The sequence below is a fragment of the Mesorhizobium sp. RCAM 06353 genome (assembly GCF_059683585.1).
The window spans coordinates 3,125,863-3,150,518 of record NZ_CM185031.1; the positions used below are offsets into that span (position 1 = coordinate 3,125,863).

Annotated in this window: 16 protein-coding genes; 8 read left to right on the forward strand and 8 right to left on the reverse strand. The window is 62.6% G+C overall.

Features of this window, described 5'->3' with window-relative positions:
- Positions 1-125: 125 nt before the first annotated feature.
- The 3 genes from AC56QX_RS14930 (at position 126) to AC56QX_RS14940 (ending at position 3,080) form a co-directional block, all read left to right on the forward strand.
- Positions 126-947, forward strand: a complete 822-nt coding sequence (locus tag AC56QX_RS14930) for a hypothetical protein (protein WP_497116967.1) — start codon at positions 126-128, stop codon at positions 945-947.
- Positions 948-1,125: 178 nt separating this feature from the next.
- Positions 1,126-1,644, forward strand: a complete 519-nt coding sequence (locus AC56QX_RS14935; protein ID WP_258582161.1) for a GNAT family N-acetyltransferase — start codon at positions 1,126-1,128, stop codon at positions 1,642-1,644.
- A gap of 50 nt (positions 1,645-1,694) precedes the next feature.
- The gene (locus tag AC56QX_RS14940; RefSeq protein ID WP_497116969.1) at positions 1,695-3,080 is read left to right on the forward strand and encodes a hypothetical protein; all 1,386 of its coding nucleotides are present in this window, start codon (positions 1,695-1,697) and stop codon (positions 3,078-3,080) included.
- A 15-nt stretch (positions 3,081-3,095) separates the two neighbouring features.
- Here the strand turns inward: AC56QX_RS14940 and AC56QX_RS14945 are convergent, their stop codons facing one another.
- Positions 3,096-4,868, reverse strand: a complete 1,773-nt coding sequence (locus AC56QX_RS14945) for an adenylate/guanylate cyclase domain-containing protein (protein WP_497116971.1) — start codon at positions 4,866-4,868, stop codon at positions 3,096-3,098.
- A 353-nt stretch (positions 4,869-5,221) separates the two neighbouring features.
- On the opposite strand from AC56QX_RS14945, the gene AC56QX_RS14950 reads away from it, so the two are divergent.
- Together AC56QX_RS14950 and AC56QX_RS14955 are read left to right on the forward strand one after the other, a co-directional pair.
- Positions 5,222-8,521 carry an adenylate/guanylate cyclase domain-containing protein gene (locus AC56QX_RS14950; RefSeq protein ID WP_497116973.1) on the forward strand — a complete coding sequence of 1,100 codons (3,300 nt, stop codon included), beginning with the start codon at positions 5,222-5,224 and terminating at the stop codon, positions 8,519-8,521.
- An 18-nt stretch (positions 8,522-8,539) separates the two neighbouring features.
- Positions 8,540-9,220, forward strand: a complete 681-nt coding sequence (locus AC56QX_RS14955; RefSeq protein ID WP_497116975.1) for a redoxin domain-containing protein — start codon at positions 8,540-8,542, stop codon at positions 9,218-9,220.
- A gap of 6 nt (positions 9,221-9,226) precedes the next feature.
- Here AC56QX_RS14955 and AC56QX_RS14960 read toward each other — a convergent pair whose 3' ends face one another.
- On the reverse strand, positions 9,227-11,458 hold the full coding sequence (locus AC56QX_RS14960; RefSeq protein WP_497116977.1) for an SAM-dependent methyltransferase: 2,232 nt from the start codon (positions 11,456-11,458) through the stop codon (positions 9,227-9,229).
- 478 nt (positions 11,459-11,936) lie between these two features.
- Between AC56QX_RS14960 and AC56QX_RS14965 the strand changes: the two genes are divergently transcribed.
- The gene (locus tag AC56QX_RS14965) at positions 11,937-14,156 is read left to right on the forward strand and encodes a mechanosensitive ion channel family protein (protein WP_497116978.1); all 2,220 of its coding nucleotides are present in this window, start codon (positions 11,937-11,939) and stop codon (positions 14,154-14,156) included.
- 968 nt (positions 14,157-15,124) lie between these two features.
- On the opposite strand, the gene AC56QX_RS14970 is transcribed toward AC56QX_RS14965, so the two are convergent.
- Positions 15,125-15,886 (reverse strand): SDR family NAD(P)-dependent oxidoreductase, encoded by a 762-nt coding sequence (locus tag AC56QX_RS14970; protein ID WP_497116980.1) that lies wholly within the window; start codon positions 15,884-15,886, stop codon positions 15,125-15,127.
- A gap of 103 nt (positions 15,887-15,989) precedes the next feature.
- Here AC56QX_RS14970 and AC56QX_RS14975 point away from each other — a divergent pair, with 103 nt between their 5' ends.
- Positions 15,990-17,273: a class-III pyridoxal-phosphate-dependent aminotransferase gene (locus AC56QX_RS14975; protein WP_497116982.1), complete on the forward strand. Its 1,284-nt coding sequence runs from the start codon at positions 15,990-15,992 to the stop codon at positions 17,271-17,273.
- A 119-nt stretch (positions 17,274-17,392) separates the two neighbouring features.
- Entirely contained in the window at positions 17,393-18,403 is a 1,011-nt protein-coding gene (locus tag AC56QX_RS14980) for a phosphotransferase enzyme family protein (RefSeq protein WP_497116984.1), read from the forward strand.
- 18 nt (positions 18,404-18,421) lie between these two features.
- On the opposite strand, the gene fabG is transcribed toward AC56QX_RS14980, so the two are convergent.
- The 5 genes from fabG to AC56QX_RS15005 all read right to left on the reverse strand — a co-directional run bounded on the left by fabG (position 18,422) and on the right by AC56QX_RS15005 (position 24,285).
- The gene (fabG, locus tag AC56QX_RS14985) at positions 18,422-19,186 is read right to left on the reverse strand and encodes a 3-oxoacyl-ACP reductase FabG (protein ID WP_497116986.1); all 765 of its coding nucleotides are present in this window, start codon (positions 19,184-19,186) and stop codon (positions 18,422-18,424) included.
- 79 nt (positions 19,187-19,265) lie between these two features.
- Complete coding sequence (locus AC56QX_RS14990; protein WP_497116988.1) at positions 19,266-20,792, reverse strand: APC family permease; 1,527 nt, start codon at positions 20,790-20,792, stop codon at positions 19,266-19,268.
- Between the two features lie 98 nt (positions 20,793-20,890).
- The gene (locus tag AC56QX_RS14995; RefSeq protein WP_497116990.1) at positions 20,891-21,589 is read right to left on the reverse strand and encodes a cysteine hydrolase family protein; all 699 of its coding nucleotides are present in this window, start codon (positions 21,587-21,589) and stop codon (positions 20,891-20,893) included.
- Positions 21,590-21,598: 9 nt separating this feature from the next.
- On the reverse strand, positions 21,599-22,018 hold the full coding sequence (locus AC56QX_RS15000; RefSeq protein WP_497116991.1) for a diol dehydratase small subunit: 420 nt from the start codon (positions 22,016-22,018) through the stop codon (positions 21,599-21,601).
- Entirely contained in the window at positions 22,015-24,285 is a 2,271-nt protein-coding gene (locus AC56QX_RS15005) for a propanediol/glycerol family dehydratase large subunit (RefSeq protein ID WP_497116993.1), read from the reverse strand. The genes AC56QX_RS15000 and AC56QX_RS15005 overlap by 4 nt, the downstream gene beginning before the upstream one ends.
- Positions 24,286-24,656 lie beyond the last annotated feature (371 nt).

Sequence of the window (24,656 nt, forward strand, 5' to 3'; positions counted from 1 at the left end):
GCCATTTTACGTCGAAACGGATCGTACGGCCATTCGAATAGACAAGCCTGGTGACAGCTCGATTTCCATCCGACCGCAAGCGGCACTATGATGGTCCACGGGTATTCACTTTTGGGGCCCTTTCCATGCAGACGTCCGACAACCCGCCATTTCCAGCAGCCCTGCGCATTTTCTCCGCTGGGGTCATCATCGTCCTGATCGTGGGCGCCGGCCTGTTTTTCGCGCCGGCGCTGGTCAAGCCGCGCTGGCCCTGGCCCGTCACGCCATTCAGTGCCCGCTTCCTAGGCGGCTTCTACACCGCCGAAATGGCGGTGATGGCGGCGCTCTTGTTCTGGAACCGCTGGTCGCCCGGCAGGCTGGTGCTTGTCATGGCCTTCATCTTCACCGTTATCGTGTCGGCGGTTTCGTTGATCAATCTCGGCTATTTCAACTTCGAACGAAAAGCGACCTGGCTCTGGTTCCTGGTCTATCTAGCCTCGGCCGCGGTATCCGGGCTGTTCCTGTGGTGGGCCAGGGCCCGTCCTTCGGCAAAAGGCGTGACCCTAAACCCCGCATGGCGCGGCTACATGTTGGCGGAAACGGCGATCCTTGGGCTCTACGGCGTCGGCATGTTGCTGTTTCCCCAGGTGGTTAGCAGCAGCTGGCCATGGCCGGTCGATCCCTTCCACGGCCAGGTCTACAGCGCCATCTTCCTCGCCGGCGCCGGCGGCACATACCTCGTCTGGAGAAGTGCGCCCCGCGAGGAACTGCTGGTGCTCGGCCTGGCGCAATTTCTGGTCGGCCTGCTTGCCATCCTTGGCCTGGTCATCACCGACGCCGCGGTGCACCGGATCGACTGGACGGCGACTAAAACATTGTGCTGGCTCGCCCTTTTCGGCTGGATCGCCGTCAGCGGCATCTTCAAACTATACGCCGCTTCCCGCCATTTCAGCTCGCAAACGGTATAATAAGGTGCAGAGACGGCTGGATTTTCAGGTGACGTCCGGTGCATCGTGCCGCGCCGATTGCCTTCGAGCATTTCACCGTTTCAAGGAAACGGCGAACTGCTCTATCACTTTGTTCTGACGCAATTCCGGGCGGAAAACCGCTCACACTTTTCCCGGAATTGCTGTAGTCGGGAACGCCATGACCAGCACGACCTCCGCTGAGAAAATCCAGCCGCAGCTCCGCGCCGTAAGGCCGAGCGATGCGGAGGCGCTTTGCGCCATCTTCAACATGCCGGGCTTCCGCTGGGGTACGCTCAGGATGCCTTTCGAGATGGTGGAGCAGGTGGAGCGGCGCATCGCCAAGTCCGGCCAGGAAACCACCTGGATCGTTGCCGAGTTGGACGGCAAGGTCGTCGGCCATGGCAACCTTGTTGTGCAGGGTTCGCCGCGCCGTTCGCATATCGGCGAGATCAATATCGGCCTTGACGATGCCTTTGTCGGCAAGGGCATCGGCTCTGCCATACTTGGCGCGCTGCTTGACGTGGCCGACAACTGGCGCGCCCTGAAGCGGGTCGAATTGACCGTCTATGCCGACAACGAACCGGCGGTCCGTCTCTACACAAGCCACGGCTTCGAGGTCGAAGGCCGGCATGTGAAGGCCGGTTTTACCGACGGGCAGTACCACGACCTCCTGAGCATGGCCCGGCTGCGGTTCTGAGATCCGCTATCTCCCTTGGCGTTTACACCGCAAGCGGCTAGACGGGACCGATGACCGCCATCTCTGACCCAACCCCTACGCCTCCGGCGGAAATTCTGGCCGTGCTGTCCCGGCTCTGTCCGGAAGTCGCGCGTGACATCGAGCAGAACTGGAATGCACCAGTTTCCGATTACGCCCGCCATCTGTGGCGGCCGGTGGCAAGGCCTGCATCGGGCCCGGCGATCGCTGCCCGCTCGATCCTGCGCGAAGTCCTGCAGCAGCGCCTCGGTATGATCATGCTGCCTGAGGAGATCGGCAAGGCGCTCGACGAGTTCGAGCACAGACCGGTGATTCAGTCCGGCCTGCACTGCCTGCTTCTTATGGACCGGATCACCCTCGATGCCCTCCTGCTTGCCTGGCTCGGCGCGGTCGAAAACGGGCTGTCGGCCTTCTTCTGCTTCATGGGAACGACGATGACCATGGAGACCATCGGCCGGGAGGGGCCGGGATGGCTCGATGTCGGCGACGACAAGGTCAATCTGTTTGGCATGGGCCGCCACAAACTGTGCCGCAAAAGCGCCTGTGCGGCCGGTCCCGTCTCGCTCAACAAGCGCGCACTCGAAGCGGTGGGCGATGAAACGGATGCCAGCCGCTGGCTGGGCACGTTGCTTGCCAGCCAGGACAAGGTGTTTGGAACCGCCGCCGATGCGCTGACAGCCCTCAACGAGGATCTGGTCGCCGATTGGGATCGTTCCGGCATGGCCCTGCCGGTTTTCATCGACGATCGGCTCGCCGCTTCTGCCATGGCGCGGCATCTAGAAGATGACGGCAGCCTTCTTTCCAGGCTGCTCATTGAGCCTGCAAGGCGCCAGCGTCTCGAACGTGCCTTGCAAGAGGCCGCATCGGGCCCATTTGGCAGATTCCTACCTAATACCACCGACTATTTCTGGGGCATTCGCGAGGAGCGCGTGCGCAAGCTCGTCCTCGACAACGGCCACCTGATCGAGCCTGACAGGCCGCATGGTCTTTCCATCCCGTTCGAGCGGCCGCATCTCAGGCAGGCGCTGCTGGACGGCACGCTGCTGCCGAACCTGTTCCTGATGTTCCTCGTCCTTGCCATATTGCCGCGCGTGCGGGTCGTGGGCGGCCTGAGACAGATTGGCTATGTCGCGCTTTTCCATCAGACCCTGCTGGCTGCGCTGGACGAAAACGTGCCGGAAGAGCGCGATCTGGCCGCGGAGCTGCAGGTTCGGGAAAATGCCTGGGGCATGCGGGTCATCGATGAAAAGATCTCGGTCCGCGAGCAGCTTGCCGGCCTGCCGGAAGGGGCGGTCTTCCCGAACCTGCTTCGGCAATACCGATTGCGGACATTTGCCGAGACGACCGACGACCTGAAGCTGGTTCGCGAAAACGCCCGATGGCGCAAGATCGGCCAGGCAGGGATCAAGGCGGGTTGAGCCTCACGTAAAGCCTTATTGCACCACACCGGCCTTGCGGAGCCCGTCGACCATGAGTTCGAAATCGGCAGGGTTCTTGTAAGGCAAGACTTTGCGACGGTATTCCAGCGAATAGTCGGGATTGACGCGAAGCACCTCCTGCCATGCCGCGCGGGCCTCCTCCAAGCGGCCCAGATGGCCGTAGGTGGCGGCCAGAAGCGCGCGCGAGACGTCGGTGACAGCGTTGCGAGCCAGCCGTTGCAGCAAGAGGTCGACGGCCTCGTCGAATCTTCCCAGTTGAAACAACGCCAAAGCCTGAAAGTGCAGAAGCACATCCGGAAAATATGGGTTCAAGGTCTTGCCCCGGGCGAAACTCTCGAGGGCCTCCTCAGGTCTGCCTGAATAGTACAGCGTTTCGCCGCGGCAGACATGCGCTTCGGCGAAGTTCGGATTGAGGACCAGTGCCCGCTCGACCTCGTCGATGGCCTCATCGTGCCGTCGTGTGTACAGCTTGGCTATCGCCAACGCCCAGTGCGCCCAGGGATCGTTGTCATCGAGCGTTACCGCTCGCGTTGCGGCCTCTTCGGCTTGCGCCATCGATTCCGGCGGTGACGCACCCCACCTGTTCAGGTAATCGATGCCGTGCGTGAGGGCAAGAAAAGCGTAGGCAGAGGCAAAGTTCGGGTCCAACTCGGTGGCACGTTGCAGGATGTCGCGGGCTGCGACGTTCGTGTCCTTCGTCAGCCGGTGCCACAGCTCCCGGCCCCGCAGGAAACAGTCATACGCCTCCGTGTTGCGCGGGTGCTCCGGCGCCAGCCGCAGACGGGCGCCATCAGTCAGGTTGAGCGCCAGCGCACCGACGATCTGCTGCGTCACGTCGTCCTGCACGGCGAATATATCGGTCAGGTCGCGATCGAACCGTTCCGCCCAAAGATGGCCACCCGAAATTGCATCGATGAGCTGCGCGGTGATGCGCACCCTGTTCCCCGACTTGCGTACGCTGCCCTCAAGCACATGCCGCACGCCGAGCTTCTTGCCCACCTCCTGCACATGGACGTTCTGGCCCTTGAAGGTGAACGACGAATTGCGTGCGATGACGAAGAGCTGCGACAGTTTGGACAGCGCCGTGATGATGTCTTCGGAGATGCCGTCGGCGAAGTAGTCCTGTTCGGCGTCACCGCTCATGTTGGCGAACGGCAGGACGGCGATCGACAGCTTCGGCGGCGCTGCCGCCGCCGGCCGGCTCGTCGCGGTTTCCGAGGTCGCGGCCGCCTTGGTCCCGACGCTGCCGACTTGCAGCGAATAGACTCGGATCGGCTCGGCGATGTTCTTGAGTTGCGTGCTGCCGAGATCGCTGACCGAGAGGTCGAGCCTCGCCCTGACCTGGCGATAGGCATCCTCGGACAGGCAGATGGTGCCGGGCGCCGCGACGCCCTCCAAACGCGAGGCGATATTGACGCCGTCGCCCATCAGGTCGCCGTCGCTTTCTTCGACCACATCCCCCAGATGAATGCCGATCCTGAACTCGATGCGGCGGTCCTGCGGCACGCCGGCGTTGCGCTCGACCATACCATTCTGAACCTCAATGGCGCAGCGCACGGCATCCACCACACTGCGGAATTCAACCAGCGCCCCATCCCCGGTGCGCTTGATCACACGTCCGTTGTGCACTGCGATGATTGGATCGATCAGGTCGCTGCGCAGTGCCCGCAACCTCGCCAAAGTACGATCTTCGTCCGCGCTTGCGAGCCGGCTGTATCCGACCACATCTGCAGCCAGGATTGCGGCGAGCTTGCGATTCTCGCTCATGGGTCCGTCTCCTCATCTCCACAATAGCAGGAAGACAGAGGGTAAGAGGGAACTTTCGCAAACGACGGTGATGCAGCCCCCGAATTGGCAGCGCTGCCGCCGGACCCGCACTGATCGCTCGAGGCCCATTTGCGCTGCCGCTTGCTGGTCGACGCCTATCGGTTCATCCTTGTGAATACCCAGGCCGTGAAGTGCGTGGCGAGATCACACCGTCACGGCCCCTAGAGCCGGATGATTTCATGTTGAATCGACCTGAAATCTGAATCCGCCTCTAACTCAAAGAGGTAGAGCATGATGTCGCCCGAAAACCGCTTCACACTTTTCGGCATCATGCTCTAGTGAGGTCTTGTTCGATGGACTGCTCGGGCTGCGGTTTCGAGGTTGAGGGCGGCTTTGCTTTCTGTCCGAAGTGTGGCAGGCGCCAGCCCGTGCCATGCGCCAGTTGCGGCTACCTCTGCGCACCGGATTTCGAGTTCTGTCCAAAGTGTGGGGCAAGCGTCGGTGCGCCCGCAAAGGCCATCGAACGGCCTGCTCCGACAGCAAGCCGGACCATTGTGCCGCCTTCTCGAACTCCGTCGCTGCTTGCGAACATCGAAAGCGAAGATGGGCTGCATCCCGTCTCTGACGCCGATCGCCGGACGGTAACGGTCCTGTTCGCCGACCTTTGCGGCTTCACGACACTCAGCGAGCAGCTCGACCCCGAGGTCATGCAAGCGCTGCAGAACGAACTGTTCACGGAATTGACGGCGGCCGTGCGAAACTTTGGCGGTTTCGTCGACAAATTCATCGGCGATGCACTGCTCGCTTTGTTCGGTGCGCCGGTCGCGCATGAGGACGATCCGGAACGTGCGCTTCGCGCCGCTCTCGACATGATCGCCCGGACGGCGCGGCTCGGCGAAAGTGCTCCCCACTCCGGCACGCCTCTGCTGCTCCACATCGGCATAAACACCGGTCCAGTCGTCACTGGCGGATTGGGGATCGGCACCGCCAAATCCTATTCGGTGACCGGCGATACGGTGAATACGGCGCAACGCCTGCAATCGCTGGCCGCACCGGGTGAGGTGCTGGTAGGCGAGCTCACGCACAGGCTGACTCGGCATGCCTTCTCTTACGAACCGCTGGGTGACGTCGTGCTTCGCGGCAAGGCTGGCAGTGTGCTCGTCCATCGACTGGATGCACCGCTTGCGGCGCCGCGTGCAGCGCGTGGGCTCGAGGCGCTCGGCCTCAGCGCGCCGATAATAGGTCGCGGTGCGGAGCTTCACAGAATGCTGGCGAGCCTTGATCAAGCGTGCGGCGGCTCGGCACAACTTGTCCGCCTCGTCGGAGAAGCCGGCATCGGGAAATCGCGGCTGGTCAAGGAGTTCGTCGCCCGCGTCGGCGACGAGGATCGCTTTCGCAACGTCGCCGTGCGGCAGGCCACGTGCTCACCGCTGGGCGAACAATCATTCGGCGCCTTGGGCGCGGTGGTGCGCAGCGCTGCCGGGATGATGCAAAACGACAATGGGGACGAAATGCGGGGGAAGCTCGCAGGCTTGCTTACCGACCTCGGCCTGGCGGGCGAGGAAGCGAAGCGGCTGATGCCTTTGCTCTACCATGTGCTTGGCCTTGGCGACCCTGATGGCACCTTGCAGCATGTCGAGCCAGAGCAGTTGCGGCGGCAAATTCTCTACGCGGTCCGCACAATCATCGAACGGCGGCTTGCGTTGTCGCCGCTATTGATTGTCGTCGAAGACCTGCATTGGGCCGACGCCGTCTCGCTCGAGGCACTGCGTTTCGTGATGGACAGGTTGGAGCGCACGCGGTTGATGTTGTTGGTCACGCATCGTCCGGGGCCGGACAACGGCCAGCTCGACTCTAGTCGGGTCAGTCACACGGCGCTCAGGCTTTCCCCGCTCAACAGTGATGACGGACGCAGCCTGCTGGTGGCGCTTCTCGGCGAGAGCTGGGTAAACTCCGCAGGAAGGCTTGTCGACCAGATCCTCGAGCGTGCGGGCGGCAACCCGCTTTTTGTCGAGGAGATCGTTCGCGGCCTTATCGATCGCGGCGCACTGATGCGCGAGGGTCAGCGATGGCGGACTGCAGCGGGCGAAGTCGCAACCGGCATTCCCGCCACCATCCAGGCAATGTTGCTTGCTCGCGTCGACCGGCTGCCCCAGGAGGTGCGCCGGTTGGCCCAGGAAGCCGCGGTGATCGGCCCGCGCTTCGATGCCACACTTCTGAAAACCGTGACGGCCGACCCCGGCCGGTTGGAAGCCGGCTGCGAACTGCTTTGCGATGCGGAGATCATCGAGGAAGTTGCCGGATCAGGCTCGGCCTCATCGCAGAGCTACCGCTTTACGCAAACATTGCTGCAGGACGTGATCTACCAGAATCTGCTCCTGCAACGCCGGACCGACATCCACGGGCGGGTCGGTGTCGCCTTGGAGCACCTGTACGGCGACAAGCCGGAACGACTCGAGGATTTGACCGTGCTCGGTCATCATTTCGCACTGAGCGCCGAGCGGGAGAGAGGCGCGCATTACCTGCAGGCGGCAGGCGATCGCGCTCGCACAATATACGCCAACGACGACGCCCTTCGTTTCTACGAGCGCGCACTGACTGCGTTGGGCGCGATCGGGCACACACCGCTCAAACTGGCAATTGCAGAGCGCATTGCCGATTTGAGCGGCCCGGCTGGCCGCCGCGAGATCGCGCACCAGCACTACGAGACGGTGCTGCAGGCATATCGCGAGTCAGCCGATCGTGTCGCTTCGGCGCGCGTTTTGCGCAAGATCGGCCGGCTGCTCTGGGACGTCGGCAAGCGGGACAACGCAGAATCCCGCTATGCTGAAGCGGCAGCGCTTCTGGATGGAGCGGATGCCCCGATCGAGCAGGCGCATCTGTGGCAAGAACGTGGCCGACAGGCATTCCGGAGCGGAGATCACGCTCTCGCGGCAAAATGGGCGGACGCGGCGCTGGATTGCGTAGGCACTCTGACAACGGAGCAGGTCTCCGAGGTGGGGGCTGATGCCACTCTTGTGACCGCCGAGGCACTCAATACCAAGGCTGTCGCGCTGGCCCGCCTCGGGCGAAACCATGAGGCCGTGCGTCAGGTTGAGCGCAGCATCGAATTGGCCGAAGCCGCCGGTCTGCTGGGCGCGGCCTGCCGTGGCTACACCAATCTCGGCGTGCTTTACACGACCATCGATCCGGCACGGGCGATCGAAGTCTGTCGGCGCGGTCTCGAAGTGGCGCGCCGTATCGGTGATTTGGGCTTCCAGGCGCGCCTGCTGGCCAATCTGGCGGTCGCCTGCTGTACTTTCACGGATCGGTGTCCGACAGAGGGCGTGCCTGCCGCAGAGAAGGCCATCGAGATCGATCGGGCACTCGACCAGCGCGAGCACCTGCCGGTGCCGTTGATCGTGCTGGGGCAGATCCACCAATGCAACGGCCGTCCGGAACTGGCGGTTGGGTTGTTCCACGACGCGCTGGACGTGGCCCGTGAAACGGGCGAACCCCAACTGCTGTTTCCATGCTATGATGGCTTGGCAACGCTTAATCTCGACCTCGACAACCTGGCCGAGGCCGAACGCTACTTTTCCCTGGCGCAGGATATATGCGCCCAGCACGGGCTCGACCCGGAATCGCTCGTGGTACTGCCTTTTCTCGACTAGCCGGGATTGGAGGTTGAAATGTCCGCGCCTAGTGACTTGGTACCGCTTCAACCGGGTGACCGCGCGCCGAACGTGATACTCGACGCCATTACCCAGGAAGGCAAGATCGCGCTTGACGACTTTCGTGGGCAAAAGCCGGTGCTGGTCGGCCTGTTTCGAGGTCTGCATTGCGCGTTTTGCCGGCGCCATATCGCCGCCCAAGCGCGGCTCGATCCGGAGCTGCGCGAAAAGGGTGTGGAGAGCCTGACGGTGGTCAACACACCGATCGAGCGGGCGCGTCTCTATTTCCGCTACCACCCGATGCCGAATCTGCTTGCGGCTTCCGACCCCGAACGCGCTTCACATCGTGCTTTTGGACTGCCCAATCTCGAATTCACCGAAAACGAGACGAACTGGCCCTACAAGGTCGCGATGGCAGCGGCAAAGGGCTTGCGGGTCGACATACCAGGCGTGCTGCCCGGCCCAATGGATCCTTTTGCGGCCGGTGAGTTCCTCGAGAAGAAGGACCCCTACGAAGTGACCGAAGCAGACCAGCAGATGATGGCAACGGGGCACGGGCAACTGGTCGGTCAGTTCCTGCTGGACCGGCAGGGGATCGTGCGCTGGAGCTTCACGGAGGTTCCGGAGGGTGGGCGATACATGTTTGGGGCGCCAAACCCACGGGAACTGATGTCGGCCGTGTCGGAAGTCGCCCAGTAGACAAGTTCACCGTTCATCGAGCACGGCCTCGACAATGGCAACAAAGTCATCGAGCGAGCGATCCCCGCGGATCTCGATGCGTGGAAGGTCGATGGGATCGCCATCGAGGCCCGCCGGCCCGTGTCTGCCGCCGAAGCCGATCCGGTAGCCGCACTCCCTGGCCAGCCGGCCAAGCCGTCGGTCGGTTACAGAGAAGGGTGCCGCGAACGCCGTGGTCGGCCGGCCAGTCCACCGTTCGATGAACATGCGGGAGCGCAGGAGCTCGGAGGCCAGGTCAGAGCTCGACAGACCGTCGATCGCGCGATGCGTCGCCATATGGCTTCCGAAGAAGGCACCCTCGCCGGCGAGGCGTCGCACCGTCCCGGCGTCCATCAGCGGCGTCGGCGGACCGCTGTGGGCGTCCCACCGTGCACTTTCACCCACCAGGTCCGTCACCAGGAACACTTCGGCGGTCAGGTCGTTGGCGCGCAAGGTCGGCCAGGCATGGTCGGCAAAGTTCTGGAAGCCGTCGTCGAAGGTGATGAGCACCGGGCGGCCAGCGAAAGGCTCACGGTTGGCGATGAACTGTTCCAGCTGCTCTGAACTAATCGCGTGAAAGCCATTGGCGCGCAGCCATGCCATCTGGCTGGCGAATGCGGCGGGCGTGAGCCGAAAACGGGCGAGCGCGGCCGGACCTTCATCGGCGACGCCGTGATACATGAGGACGGGGATACGCTGCCGCCGCTCGCTGCGGGCGACGTCGCGGCGCAAGGCCCGCGCCCCGCCCCAGATGATATTGCGCGCGACCCCGATTTCGATGGGTGCGCGGATCGGCACATGATCAATCCTCGGTTCCGTCACCACATCGTCCGGCGATAGGCGGCGGAAGCGGTCTATGCGATAGAGCTCGGTCTGGATCGACTGCTCGAGGACGAGGCCTTCGGTCGCTGCCAGCGTCTCCGAGATCGCTTGGGCACCGAATGTGTTCCAGTCGAAGCCCGTCCTTTCAACATTGTCGCGTAGGACGAATGCGTGTGCGCTGATGAAACTGCCGCCAGGCGCCAACGCCTCAGCGAATTTTTTGGTGATGCGCCGCAACTCCGCGAGATCATCCAGATAGTAGAGCACTTCCGAACAAAAGATCAGATCCATCTCACCCGGCAGCGTGTCCGCAGCGAAATCCAGCACGCCGAACTCAATGTTAGGCTGATCGCTGCATCGCGCACGAGCCCGCTCGATGGCTATGGCGGAGATGTCGGTTGCGGTCAAATGACTCACACGCGGCGCCAGCTGCCGCGTGAAGTGGCCCTCCGCGCAGGCCAGCTCAAGCGCCCGTCCGATGGGACCGTCAGGCAGGATCTCGAGCTGCCGCTGATATTTTTCCTGCTCATAGAGCGAGCCGTAGTTCCACGGATCCTCGGTCGCGAAATAGCTGTTCCAGAACGCCGTGCGATCATTCCTGTCCGCGGCCCGTGCTCGGCGCGGCGCCGCAGGAGGCTGTGCTGGTTCGGCGCTCGACCGAACCAGCTCCCGCGCTTCAGCGGCCAATTGGGCGAGTTTGCCGAAGTGACTGTCCGGATCGGACCGGCGTTCGGCTGTGGACAACAATGCCTCGGCTGCAAGCGTGTTTAACGTGTTGGCACCGGCGCCCTCTTGCGGCACAGCTGATCGTCCTGCAAGCCTTGCCGTACTGTCGGTAAGCCGCTCAGCGGGCACGACATTCTGGATCAACCCAATCCAATGATCCCTTGTCACTGTCCCGAGTGCGCCGAACTGCACGCGAGCCTCTATCTGGCCATCCATCATCAGCCGGGCGTAGATCTGATCTACCCCTTCCGGAAGTTCGGTCGAGGTCGAATTTGGCGCGTCGACGCGAATTCCGAGTGTCAGCGCCAGTCTGCGCGGCGCGGCAAGGTCGTCGACGTCGAGAAGCATTTGCTCAAGGAGATACTGGACGCGGCGACCCGCTGCGGGATCGCCCCAGATCTTGCCGAGTTCGACGATCAACGCGGTGATGGCCCCGCCGAAGCTGTCCCACCTGGCAGCCAACTGCGCTGGCGCCGACAGGCTTCCGGCCATAAGCCCGTCGAAGATCACCTTGGCGGCCTTGCGCACCCATTTCCGCCCTCCCGGCAGCGCGCGCAGGGACTGCGGGTTGATCGGGCGCGAGCCGCTGCCGCAATCCGACGCTGCGTTCCACAACGCGGTCCACGCAAGGGCTTCGGAAGCGGTACCGCCGTTCGCATTGTCCTTGGCCATCGAGCTTTCGTTTTCTTCGGCAAGAGTCGGCGAATGTCAAAAACGGATGACGGCATCGGATGGCAGCACGGCTCTGTCAAGGTCGGGCGAATTGGAGGCAGGCAAAAAGGCTTGGTGACAGGCTGAATGGCGAGCGCTCATGCCCCTCGGGTAATAGCCTGGGATCCTTGGCGCCGGCGTTCTGTGCCCAGAATCAACGACGCCCGGTTCATGGAACGCCCGGAGGCCCGGGCCGAGGTCGAAATACCTCCCCTGACGGCTAGTAGACACCGCCAAGTACCCGGCGCAACGGTCTAGCCCGGACCGATGACGCCTTGCACCACAACATCGGCTTGTTCAAGGTAGGAGTAACGACGGACATAGATGTCGTTGCTTGCCGATTTGACCGGAAGGTTACAGCACGATGCCACGCATGATTCGACGATTGGGAGCCAGGAATCTGGCGCGCCGGGCACGACGTCTCGGATATCTGACTGCGATGTTTGTCCTGATTGCCGGGCCGCTCGTCTGTGGTATCGCCCTCATGCTGGCTGGTCCGGCACAGGCGCAGGCGGCGGCGAGCGTCCCGCCTGAAAGGGTCAAACAGCTGTTCGAGCTTCTCGACGATCCGTCAGTGAAGGCCTGGGTGGCCGAACAGCGAAATCAGGACGCCGGATCAACGGCAGCGCCTGCCGCGGCAGGAGTTTCGCCGGCCGACGCATCGTCCGGCGCCGTGGCCGCACCAGCCCAGATGAATACGATGGCATCCTCGACGCTCGATCGGATCAAGCATCATATCGAACGGATCGTGCGAACCTTGCCCTCGCTGCCAGGCCAGTTCGCGCGCGTTCGGGAAGCGACCATGGAGGATATGTCCAGCAGGGGGCCAGCCGGCATATTTTTGCTGATTGCGATTTTCATCGCCGCCGGGCTGGCGCTGACTTGGGCCACGTACAAACTCACCCGCCCATTTCGTCTTTGGATTATCGCCCAACCGAAGGATACGCCCATCGGGCGGGCCAAGAAGATTGGTGGTCGGCTGCTTTATTCCAGCCTGCTGATTGTCTCGTTCGCCGTGGGCAGCGCCGGCGCGTTCATGTTGTTCGACTGGCCAGTGCTCATCCGTGAGATTGTGCTGACATTTCTGATGGCGGCAGTCGTTACATGGGGTGTGCGCACGTACGTCATAGCCTTGCTCGTCCCTTCGTTCATGCATGTCGAGAACGCCGTCGAGGTTCGTGCCTTGCCGATCACCAACGAGACGGCCGACCATTGGTCCTATTGGCTATCGCGGATCGTCGGCGTCTTCGCCTTCTTCGCGGCCGCTTTTATCCTCCTGCCCGGTCTCGGAATCGATCGGGACGGAATGATGGTCCTGTTTCAGGGCGCCGATTTCGTGCTGCTGTTTCTGTGGCTGCTTGCCGTCTGGCGCCGGCCAAGAATGCGGCGGGACGATGGGCAAGGTCACACGGCAGCAACATGGTTGTTGACTGCTTATTTCGTCGCTCTGTTTATGGAGCGTATCGCCGGCCTGTACACATGGTTCTGGTTTACCTTGGCCGCATTCGTCCTGCCTTTGGCAATCGTGCTGACGCAGCGCGGGGTCAATTTCGTCCTGCGGCCGGGTTCGGAAGATGTCGGCCGGCCTACCATCCCGGCGGTGACGATCGCGGTCATCGATCGCGGAATCCGGATGATGTTGATCCTGGCGGCGGCTTACTTCCTCGCGCGTGTCTGGGGCCTGGACATGCAATCCATGCGCGACAGCGATACGACGACGACGTTCATATTGCGCGGCTTGATCAACGTCGTGGTCATTGCGCTTGCAGCCGATTTCGGCTGGTCGATCATCAAGGCTTTGATCGAACGAAAGCTGGGCATCGAAATGCCGCACCCTGTGATCAGCGAGGAGGACGTTCCGATCCTCGATGCGCAGCAGGCACGGCTGCACACGCTCTTGCCGATCCTCCAGAACATGCTGCTCGCATTGATCATCGTGATGGCGGTGCTGATGATGCTCGCCTCTTTGGGTATCCAGATCGGCCCGCTGATCGCCGGCGCTGGCGTTGTCGGCGTCGCTGTGGGCTTTGGCGCACAAACCGTCGTCAAGGACGTCATTTCGGGCGTGTTTTTTCTGCTCGATGATGCGTTTCGTGTCGGCGAATATATTTCCTCGGGCAATTACAAGGGTACGGTGGAAAGCTTCTCGCTGCGCTCGGTGAAGCTGCGCCACCATCGTGGTCCGCTGTTCACGATACCGTTCGGTGAACTCGGGGCAGTCCAGAACCAGAGCCGTGACTGGGTTATCGACAAATTCAACATCACCGTCGGCTATGACACCGATATCGACTTCGCCCGCAAGCTGATCAAGCGGATCGGCCTCGAACTGGCGGAAGATCCCGAGTTCAAAAACTGGGTGCTCGACCCGATCAAGATGCAGGGCGTACAGGAATTCGGCGAGTACGGCATCGTGTTGAGGGTCAAGGCCATGACCAGACCCGGAGGCGCCTTCGGTATGAAACGCAAATTCTATGTACGCATCCGCCAAGCCTTCAAGGAGCAGGGCATCGAACTGCCATTTCCGACCGTCCACGTCCAGGGGCTGCAGAACCCACATGAGGCAGAGAATGCGCCGTTGGAGATCCCGCCCGAGTTGCAAATGGCCGTCGCGCAGTCGCACACCAATCGGCGCAGAAAAAAAGCTGGCACTACGGAGTAGGAAGCCTGTGACACCTGCCGGTCACAACGCGGCTTTTCGCGCATCGGCCGTGACGGGGAACTTTCTTATCTTCAACCGATTGAGATGAAGAAAGTGCCGTCACGAACCTCACTGGCCCTGACGGTACTTTGAAATGTTCGGCCGGGAGTATGCCGAGGTCCGTTGGACGAGGCGTTGGTGTCAAACTGTACGTGCCGACAGATGCCGAACGCCAGCGAACGGATTTACTCAATGCTTTGTGGCGCAGATATTGAAAGTCAGGTCGAGTGGCCTTGATCACGCCCTGCGATGCGGTCGATTTCATCGCAGCCGCGGTAAGCGCCGTTTGGTCAGTATTAGAACACGGCGTCTTCGTGGATTGCGGCTAGCTCACGATTCTCGCTCAAGGGTCCATCTCCACCGATAGCAGGAACACGCAGTGTAAGAGGGGAACTTCCGCAAACGACGGCGATGCAGCCGCCCGAACCGGCAGCGCTCTGCCTCAGGATCCACATGCACAAGATCGCGCAACGCTGCGCAATCTGAAGGCCAAGTTCCATGACCCGGAGAACGGCATCCGCCGCTCGCTGAGGTCATTCGGCCTCTGCTTGGGCAAGGTCGGATGCGGGGCTTTCGAGCAGGCGGTGCGCCGGGCGGCGTGGGACGATCCGCTGCCGGCTGAACTGATGGACGCCATGCTGTCGGCGCACGCGGCATTGGAGGCAGTATTGCAGGCTCACGAGCTAGTCTTGAAGATCGTTGGGCGCAGTGCCTGATGCGCAACGGCCATCGGCGGTCAGAAATATAACAGCCGACGTCCGCGACGCTTCCGTTTGCGCTTCGGCTTTTTCGCTTCAGATGCAGGGAACCAAAAACCCAGCTTCAACACTTCGTCGACATCCATGGCGTTCTTGTGGATGTTCGTTTGGGCTCCGACGGGCGCTGACGCCTTAGCCCGGTCCGAATGGACAACCTCGTGAAGCCCACGCCTAGATCACCGTCTCTCCTCCATCGACAACCAGAATCTGGCCCGTCATGTACGAGGACCGGTCGGACACAAGAAACAGCACGGCCTCCGCGATTTCCTCAACGCTTGCCCAACGACCAAGCGGCACTTTTTCGCGGATGTAGGCTTCGATGGCTTCCCGGCCTCCCATCTGGGCGATGAAAGGGCCATTGAAGGGTGTGTCGACCCAACCGGGGCAAAGCGCGTTGACGCGAATGCCGAAGCGGCCATAGTCGCCCGCCATCTGCTTCGTCATCGCGATCACCGCGTGCTTGGTCGTCGTATAGGCGATCATCTCGCGGTCGTAGAGCACGCCGGAGCTCGACGACGTGTTGAGGATGACCCCGCGACCTGCCTTTTTCATGAACGGCATGACGATGCGGGCACCGAGGAAGTGAGCCCGCACGTTAAGCGTCCAGGACGTATCGAAGCCTTTGACGCTCACGCCGAGCACGTCACCCTCTACCTGTACGCCGGCATGATTGTGCAGGATGTCGATCCTGCCTTGTGTGTCGATGAAATCGCGGAAACCGGCTTCAAGCGCCTGATCGTCGGTCAGGTCGAACACAAGCGCTTTCGCCCGGCCACCAGCGGCAACAATCTGGTCGACGGTCGCGTTCGCGCCGTCAGCGCTGCGGTCCGCTACGCCGACCACCGCGCCCTCGCGCGCGATGATCAGCGCTGCCGCCCTGCCGATGCCCGATCCTGCCCCGGTGACGATCGCGGTCCTGTCCTTCAGGATCATCTTTCCGCCCCCTTTCTCGCCGGCCCGTAATCCTGCATCATCCGGCGGACGAGCCTCGCCGGCTTTGTTGCGCGCCGATCAACCTCTGGGGAAAAAGACAGGCATGTACGACTTCGGCCCCTTCAAGTTCGAGTCGAAGCAGGATTTTTTCGACAAGGCAATCCGTTTCTGGAATCCCGACAAGACCAGGTTCTGGCAGAAAGCCGGGATCGATCTGGTGATCGGCAGGCGGGAAGGCTATTTCCTCTACGACATGTCGGGCCGCCGCCTGATCGACCTGCACCTCAATGGCGGCACCTACAATCTCGGTCACCGCAATCCGGAGCTGGTCGAGACGCTGAAGAGCGCGCTCGATTATTTCGATATAGGCAACCACTGGTTTCCCTCCGTGGCGCGGACGGCGCTGGCCGAATCCCTCGTCGACGTCTCGCCGGGAATGAAATACGCGATCTTCGCGCCGGGCGGCGCCGAGGCGGTGGACATCGCCATCAAGAGCGCTCGCTATGCCACCAAGCGGCGCAAGATCGTGTCGATCATCAAGGGTTATCACGGGCATTCCGGGCTCGCGGTGGCGACCGGCGACGAGCGCTTCACCAAGATCTTTCTTTCCGACCAGCCGGAGACGTTCATCCAGGTTCCCTTCAACGATATCGACGCCATGGAGCAGGCGCTGAAGGGCGAAGAGGTCGCGGCGCTGATCATGGAGACGATCCCCGCCACGTACGGTTTCCCGATGCCGAAGGACGGCTATCTCAGCGCCTGCAAGGCGCTGTGCGAAAAGCATGGCGCGATGTACATCGCCGACGAGGTTCAGACCGGCCTGATGCGGACCGGCAGCATGTGGGGCTGGCAGGCCTATGGCGTCCAGCCGGATATCATGGTGACGGCAAAGGGCCTGTCCGGCGGGCTCTATCCGATCAGCGCAACGCTGGTGAACGACAAGGCCGGTGGCTGGCTCAACGAGGACGGGGCGGCCCACATCTCGACCACAGGCGGGGCCGAGCTCGGCTGTGTCGTTGCCCACAAGGTCATCGAGATGCTGCAGCGGCCTGAACTGGTGACCAATGTCGGCACCGTGACCGAGTTCATGGCGCAGGCCATGCGTGAGATGCAGGCTCGTCACGGCGATATCTTCACCGGGGTGCGCCAGAAAGGCGTGATCCTCGGCCTGGAATTCAGCAATCACCCCGAAGGCGCCGTCTTCGTGTCACGCGCACTCTACGAGCAGGGCGTCTGGGCGATCTTCTCGTCGCTCGACAAGCGGGTGCTGCAGTGGAAGCCTGGCGTGCTTCTCGATCACGAAACCTGCCAGGACATCATGGATCGCTTCGACGCGGCAATGCCCCGCGCCCGCGAGCTGCTGCATCAGGCAGGCAAGGCGAGTTGACATGGACCAAACCTGGCCGAGACTGCCAGGTGTCCAGTGAGGTCGGCTGGCGGCTGGACTTGCCGGGATCGCAGGGTTCCGGCAGGGGGCAAGTGTGCAAGGATAGGGCAGGACGGACAGTGACGGATTTCGACGCGCTCACCCATGACCAGCAACTCCGCATCCTGCAGGAGACGGCGGAGGCGGCGACCGCCAAATACGATTTGCCGGCTGATGTTTCCGTCGCGATGATCAACCTGTCGGAGAACGCGACTTACAAGATTGCAGCTCGCGACGGCCGGCGCTGGGCGCTTCGCATCCATCGCGACGGCTACCATTCAAGGACGGCCATCCAGTCCGAACTGGCCTGGCTGACCGATTTGCGCCAGACCGGGATCGTGCCCACCCCCGTGCCGGTGGCGGGCAAGGACGGCGAGCAGATCCAGCGTGTCGGCCATGCCAGGCTGGCGCAACCCCGCAATGTCGTGCTGTCGCAATGGGAGACCGGTTCGGAGCCGGGCATAGGCGAAGCGCTCGCCGAACCTTTCGAGGTGCTTGGCGAGGTGACGGCCCGCATGCACATCCACGCCCGGCAATGGAAGCGCCCATCCTGGTTCAGCCGCCATGTGTGGGATTTCGAGACAAGTCTCGGCGAGGAAAACCCCCATTGGGGGCGCTGGCGTGACGGCATGGGCGTCGACGCCGCGAAAGCCAAACTCTTTGGCCGCACCGCGGAGCTGATCGGCCGCAGGCTCGCCGCCTTCGGCAAGGGCCATGACCGCTTCGGCCTCATCCATTGCGACCTGCGGCTCGCCAACCTTTTGATCGACGGCAAGACGGTGAAGGTCATCGACTTCGACGATTGCGGCTTCGGCTGGTATATGTACGACGCGGCGACGCCTATCTCTTTCTACGAGCACGAGCCGCAGGCAGCCGATCTTATCCAATCGTGGACGACCGGCTATCGCCGCGTGCTTGACCTGCCCAAGGCGGACGAGGATGAGATCCCGACCTTCGTGATGCTGCGCCGCCTGCTCCTGGTTGCGTGGATCGGCTCACATGCCGAGACAGACCTCGCCCAATCGATGGGTCTCCCCTACACCGAGGGAACGGTCGGGCTGTGCGAGGACTATCTCAGCAAGTTCTCCTAGTCTAGGCGGGCACCATCATCATGCCAGGGCCTCCAGGCTCTCCGGCAGGATCTGGCCGCCGTCGACGATGATCGTCTGCCCTGTCACATAGGCTGCTTCCTTCGACGCAAAGTAGAGCGCGGCGTAGCCGATGTCCTCCACGGTTCCGAGCCGCTTGAGCGGTATCGAGGCGGCCATGGTCTTCTGGTAGTCCTCGCCCAGGCCGGCAAGCCCCTCGGTGATGATGTTGCCCGGCATGACGGCGTTGACGGTGATGCCGTATTTCGCCAGCTCGATACAGGCCGTGCGCATGAAGCCGAGCTGCCCCGCCTTGGTGGCGCCGTAGTGCGACCAGCCGGGAAAGCCGGTGACCGGGCCGGTGATCGACGATGTCAGCACGATGCGGCCCTGGTCGGATTTCTTCAAATACGGCACCGCCGCCTTGACCGCGTGGAAGGTGCCCTTGAGGTTGGTGTCGACAACCTCGTCCCATTGTTCCGAAGTCATGTCCTCGAGCCGCGCCTGCGGGAAAATTCCGGCATTGGCGCACAACACGTCGACGCTACCGCTTCTCGCGGCAACTGCCGCAAACGCGCTCTCGATGCTGGCGAGTGAGGTGACGTCGCCCACCACGCCGAAGGCGCCGTGGCCGATCTCGGCGGCCGCGGCTTCGGCCTGGTCGATGTGGCGCGCGATGATGGCGACCTTGGCACCCGAGAGCGCGAACACCCGCGCTATGCCCTTGCCGATGCCTTTCGATCCGCCGGTAACGACGACGGACCGACCCTTCAAAGACTGGGTCATGATTTGAAGCTCCAAAATGAGACGGGGACAGAGTGATACCCTGTCCCCGTTGCCACAAGAAATCCAGGCGATGGATGCCCTAGCCTTCGTTCACCATGTGACCGATGTTGTCATATGCCTTGGGGTTGGCGGACTTCAGCACGAAGCCCCAGATCAGCCCGACGATAAGGATTGCAAGCCCAACATAGGGGATGCTCCTGGCGAAACCATTGGTGCCGCCGAGCGTCGCGAGATTGGCCACCAGCGTGTAGACGAGGACCAGCTGGACAACGAGCGAGATCAACGGCGCGATGACCGTTGTCAGCATGCTGCCGCCCCCGTTCTTCTTGAACCACATGTAGATCGCCAGCGAGACAACGGCCTGCAGCACCAGCAGCAGTCCCGTGCCAAGCACCGCAAACAGGGTATAGACGCCAAGCCAAGCCTGTCCCGACGGGTCGTCGAAGCCGTAGGCCAGACCGTAGAGCAGCACCCATACCGCCGCCAGCACCGATTGCAGCGCCGAGGCCTTGTGAGGGCTCTTGTGATGGTCATGCGTCTCGGCGATCGCCTGTGGCAGGACGCCTTCGCGCGCCAGCGAGTACAGATAGCGGGAAGCGGTGTTGTGGAAGGCCATGCCGCAGGCGAAGGAACTGGTCAGGATGAGCAGCGACATCAGCTGGTAGCCCCAGCCGCCGACATAATTCTGAACCGGCGTCAGGAAGAAGTTCACGCCGTCGGAGAAGGCCTTGGCCACCATGTCGGCCTCGGTGGGATAGGCCGCCACCGCGCACCAGCTGACGAAGGTGTAGAACAGGCCAAGGCCAATGACGGAAATCAGCAGCGATTGCGGAATGATGCGCTTCGGATCGCGCGATTCCTCGGCGTAGTTCGGCGCCATCTCGAAGCCGACCCACGACCAGAACGCCATGAAGATACCGACGGCGGCCTCGCCTGCGGGTATGGCCACATCGCCGACCTTCTGCTCGGTGACAGGCGTGAACACCTTGAACACATTGAGCGAATCGCCGGAAAAATTCGTCCCACCATGAGCGAAAAGCACGCCCAGCGAGAAGATCACCAGCATGATCACCTCAAGAACGAGGGCGATCCCGAGCAACCGTGCCGACACCTTCACGTCGCGATAGGCAAGTGCTGCGATGACCACGATCATGGCGAGCGCGAGCACGATCCACGGCACGTTGATGCCGAAGTGCTGGGAAATCCAAAGATTGCCGAAAAATGCGAACAGCCCGGTGAGCGAGGCCTCGAAGAGAGAGTAGCAGGCGAGCGAGCCTATGCCCGCCGACATCCCGACCTCGCGGCCGAGCCCCTGGCTGATGAAGGAGTAGAAGCCGCCGACGGACGAGACGCGCGATGCCATCGCGGCATAGCCGACCGAGAAGATGGTCAACACGATCGTCGCCATCAGGAAGGCGGCCGGCGTGTATTTGCCGATGCCATAGCCTGCCGCGAACGGTACATTGCCCAACATCGCCGACATTGGCGCCGCGCCGGTGACGGCCAGGAAGAGCACTCCCGCGAGCCCCACGGCCTTGGAGTGCAAAAGATTGATGCTGTTACTCTTCGAGACGTCGATCGTCCCGCGTGCAGTTTCTATGGCCATGAAGCCCTCTCCATTCGTGACAGCTGTATTTGGTCCCCGCACGTGGCGGCCGATGTGTCCCGGCCTGCGAGTGCAGCCATGACACTACGGACGCCGCGTCACTTTGCCAAGGCCATGATTTTGCATAGCTCGGCGCTCGACATCACGTGGCAATAGATCATGTTGATGATTTCGAGCTCCTTGCGATGGAGATCCTCGGTCGCCGCCGCGCAGCAATCCTCCAGCACAATGACCGCATAGCTCTCATCCGCCAGGCTGCGCACCGTCGAGGACACGCACTGGTCCGTGAAGATGCCGCAGCAGATGACGTTCCTGATGCCGAGATTGTGAAGGATGAGGCGCAGATTCGTCCCAGTCAGCGCGGAATCGGTGGTCTTGGTCACCACGATTTCGTCGCCGGCCGGCTGAAGCTCGGCAACGAGCTGCGACGGCGCGTCGTTCTTTGGCAGCAGCAGATTGTTCCAGCCCGGCATTTTCTGGGAGAGCGAGCGGTCGCGCCCGTCCTTGGTGCGGCAGGCGATGCGGGCAAAAAGGCATTCGATGCCGTTTTCCCGTGCCAGCTCCAGCAATCTTGCCGTGTTCGGTATGACCGTGCCGTGCATTCGCTCGTGGAACGGCGTCCACAAATCGTAGCGGTGCTGGTCCTGCGGCGAAAGCGACGCACGGTCCGGCCGTTCCAGGTAGGTGTTTTGAACGTCGATGACCAGGATGGCGGTTTGCGCCGGCACCAGCACCGGATCATCCGGCTCGGGCGCGCCGAGGTAATAGAGCGAACGGAATCCGGTTTTCCAGCTCATGCGGTCCTTTCAGAAGCGGAAGGTGAAAAGGCCGCGCGCCGCATAGGTCTCGGCGGCCTCCTCGATGAAACGGGCGATGCGTTCGGCCCGGTAGGTGTCGCGCATCGTGGCGGCGGCCTCGAGCAATTCTTCCTTGGACTTGGCGCGGCCTGGGCGCAGCAGTTCGTAGACCTGCATGATGAAATCCTGCGGCACCTCGACCAGCTCTGCCCCGCGCTCGAAGTTGAGGGCGAGGGTCGGCCGGCCGACATCGCGCGCCACGTCGGCCTGAGCCTGCAGCGCATGCGGCGTGATGCGAAGGTCTTCCATCGTCACTTCGCCGGCAAGCACCGCATCCAGCGTGATCTCCGGAAGCGCCTTGCCGTGCTTGCCGGTCACGGCGCCGGGCTGGGTTTCGGCGAGCGGATAGTCGGCGCGCGTATGGGTCACGATTTCGCTCCCGTCAGGGTGATGTCGACCTCTTCGGGAGCCGCTCCGGCCTCGGTCAGCCCGGTTTCGATGGCGTAGATGAGGGCGACGCGGGCGTGGTAGCGCGAGCCCATGGCCTCGCCCCGCTGCGGCACGACGATAGGCTCCGGCATTTCGCCCAGCGCATAGGCCGCCGCATTGGCACCGAGCGCACGATAGTGCTCGAGCCTGGTGATCGGCGCATTGGAAAACAGTTCGAGATTGTTGTGCGGCTGGCGGTCGCGCTGATGGATGACGGCTGTGCCCTTGGCCTGGATGCCGATGCCGATACCGCTGCCGGAAAGCCGGGCGGCGGACAGACCGAGGAAGGAGGTATCGGCCGTATGGCGAAAGCGGACGACGCGCGCCTTGAGCCCGCGCGCGCGAATTGCTTCCAGCATGGCGCCAAGCACTTCGGAAAGCCGATGTCCGGCCGTCGTCCGATAAAGCTTCAGCCCAAAGGCCGGGCTGATGCCGATGACGACATCGTCGGTCGCCGATCCGTTGGCTGCCGGCCCAAGGTTGCGATAGCGGATGTGCCTTGCCTCGTCCTTCTCGTGCAGGGCTTCCGAGCGCAGCACTTCCTTCTGATCCAGCACATCGCGGATGTCGTTGAGTTGCAGGCGCCGTTCTTCGGACACGCGGTAGCCGGAGCCTGGGCCGAGATAGTCGTTCGGATCGTTCACCGCGCTGACGATCCGCCCGTTGCGGATCATGGCCGAGGTCTGGAGATAGTCGCCCGAAAGGCGCAGCTTCACCACGTTCAGCAGGTTCTCGGCCTCTTCGCGGAAACCGCGGTGGGCCAGCGCCTTGACCACATCGATCACGGTGATGCCGCGCTCCTTGATGGCCTCGCTGATGAACGACACGTCGCGCGGCATCAGGCTGCGCGTATCGTCGGAGCCGGAGGCGTAAACCACGCTGGTCTTCATGTCCTCGGTCGGTGTCGACAGGCCGAGCTCCTCGAACACGGCTGCGATCGCCTCCACCGCCCGCTCGCGCAGCTCGATCGCGCGTGACTCGGGCAATGGCGTCAACCCGCCATCGGCCTCGAAATCCCGCTGCAGCACCAGATAGTCTTCCAATTCCTCGCCGTTGATCAGCGACGGGTTGAACGAATTGTCGTATTTCAGGATCGATCCCATTCCCGAACAGATCAGGTCCGAACCGGCGATCAGATAGGGAAGGATCTTGGCGCCGACACGAATTTCGGATTCGGTGGAGCGCGCGTCATTGCCGGACGCGCATTCGAGATCGAGCCAGACAGCGATGAGGTTCTCAGCCATCAGCTCGCGGACGCCACCGGGGATAGTGGCGGTCAACGGCGCTCCGTCGATGCCGCCATTTTGCGTGCCCTGCACGCCCATGCCGCGCTGCAGGCAGAGGCAGCGCGCCTCGAGGTAAAGCAGCGATTTGGCTTCATGGAAGCCCATCAGCAGTTCGGAGCCGGCGCCCGACGTGCAGCGCATCTTGACGCCGCGCGAGGCGTAGGCGGCGGCGAGAAATGCCTTGGACCACGGCGTGTCGTCACCATCGGTGAACGATTTTTCGGTGCCGTAGACGGAAACGGTTTCGGCGTAGGACGTAAAGCCGGCCATGGCGATGCGCAGTTCCTCCGCCTCCTCACTGGAGCATTGGAACAGCGTTCCCCAGCGGCCGACCGCGCCGCCCACCGCACACGCCACCGCGTTGGACCAGGCGTTGCGCGACACGCGCATCGTCGTCTCGATCTCGTCGAAGCCAAAGGCGACGGCGGTCGCCGCGTCGGCGGCGAGCTGCAGCGGGTCGTCCTTAGCGTTGGTGACATGCGCCTGATTGCCCGGCGTCTTGCGCGCCCGCATCTTCGAATAGGCGAAGGCGATCTCCAGCGCGTTGAGCTGCGACACCACCTCGGCGAGTTTGGCGGGCGTCATGCCATGGGCGAGCCGCACCAGCGTTTCGCGCGGCACGTTCATGTCGACCAGCCAGCGCGCGACGGTTGCCGAGTCCAAAGCCATCGCTTCAGGCGCCACGTCCGGGTCGATGTGATGGCGGGCAATAAAGCGGTCGATCATGTCGTAGTCGTGTTCGAGCACCCCATCGAGGGACACGACGCGCCCGTCCTTGATGCCGATGCCGGGTTTGGGATCGGCCGGGCTGGAGAAGGCGGAGAAGCCGTTGGCGGGGTCTTCCGCCGCGAACTTGTCCAGCCGCAACGGCCGCTCGTCCCAGTCGGCGAAACGCTTCCAGCGGTTCAGTTTCGGCGTCATGCGTGCGTTCCTCGACCCAGCCGAAAGACTAGTGAATGCCCGCCCGCCACACAATGGCCTGGATCGAGCGTCGCCGAAGGGCCAGCACGCCAGTGCTTGCTGCAGGCAAAACTTATTGCCCTGTTTTCCGCAATAAAGTCCCTGATGGGCGCGGTGCCCGCGGTGACGGTTGAGCCAAACTGCTAATCATGACCAACACTTTGACATCAAGCACAAGTCGGCCGGGCAATTTGGAAATGCGCTGCCGGGACGCGCCCCGTTGCTGCGGATCGGGCGGGACAGGCGCTTTTGCCATTCGTGGTCAGGATATGAAACCGGGAAAACCATCCTGTTCACCGTACCGCCACGCCCGGTTGACGCGATCCGCAGCA

What these genes read in the sequence shown, in the direction of transcription:
- AC56QX_RS14935 (WP_258582161.1), top strand. Translation starts at nt 1,126, where the DNA reads ATGACCAGCACGACCTCCGCTGAGAAAATCCAGCCGCAGCTCCGCGCC.
- AC56QX_RS14955 (WP_497116975.1), top strand. Translation starts at nt 8,540, where the DNA reads ATGTCCGCGCCTAGTGACTTGGTACCGCTTCAACCGGGTGACCGCGCG.
- AC56QX_RS14975 (WP_497116982.1), top strand. Translation starts at nt 15,990, where the DNA reads ATGTACGACTTCGGCCCCTTCAAGTTCGAGTCGAAGCAGGATTTTTTC.
- AC56QX_RS14960 (WP_497116977.1), bottom strand. Translation starts at nt 11,458, where the DNA reads ATGGCCAAGGACAATGCGAACGGCGGTACCGCTTCCGAAGCCCTTGCG.
- fabG (WP_497116986.1), bottom strand. Translation starts at nt 19,186, where the DNA reads ATGACCCAGTCTTTGAAGGGTCGGTCCGTCGTCGTTACCGGCGGATCG.
- AC56QX_RS14995 (WP_497116990.1), bottom strand. Translation starts at nt 21,589, where the DNA reads ATGAGCTGGAAAACCGGATTCCGTTCGCTCTATTACCTCGGCGCGCCC.
- AC56QX_RS14990 (WP_497116988.1), bottom strand. Translation starts at nt 20,792, where the DNA reads ATGGCCATAGAAACTGCACGCGGGACGATCGACGTCTCGAAGAGTAAC.
- AC56QX_RS14930 (WP_497116967.1), top strand. Translation starts at nt 126, where the DNA reads ATGCAGACGTCCGACAACCCGCCATTTCCAGCAGCCCTGCGCATTTTC.
- AC56QX_RS14940 (WP_497116969.1), top strand. Translation starts at nt 1,695, where the DNA reads ATGACCGCCATCTCTGACCCAACCCCTACGCCTCCGGCGGAAATTCTG.
- AC56QX_RS14970 (WP_497116980.1), bottom strand. Translation starts at nt 15,886, where the DNA reads ATGATCCTGAAGGACAGGACCGCGATCGTCACCGGGGCAGGATCGGGC.
- AC56QX_RS14945 (WP_497116971.1), bottom strand. Translation starts at nt 4,868, where the DNA reads ATGAGCGAGAATCGCAAGCTCGCCGCAATCCTGGCTGCAGATGTGGTC.
- AC56QX_RS14965 (WP_497116978.1), top strand. Translation starts at nt 11,937, where the DNA reads ATGTTTGTCCTGATTGCCGGGCCGCTCGTCTGTGGTATCGCCCTCATG.
- AC56QX_RS15005 (WP_497116993.1), bottom strand. Translation starts at nt 24,285, where the DNA reads ATGACGCCGAAACTGAACCGCTGGAAGCGTTTCGCCGACTGGGACGAG.
- AC56QX_RS14950 (WP_497116973.1), top strand. Translation starts at nt 5,222, where the DNA reads ATGGACTGCTCGGGCTGCGGTTTCGAGGTTGAGGGCGGCTTTGCTTTC.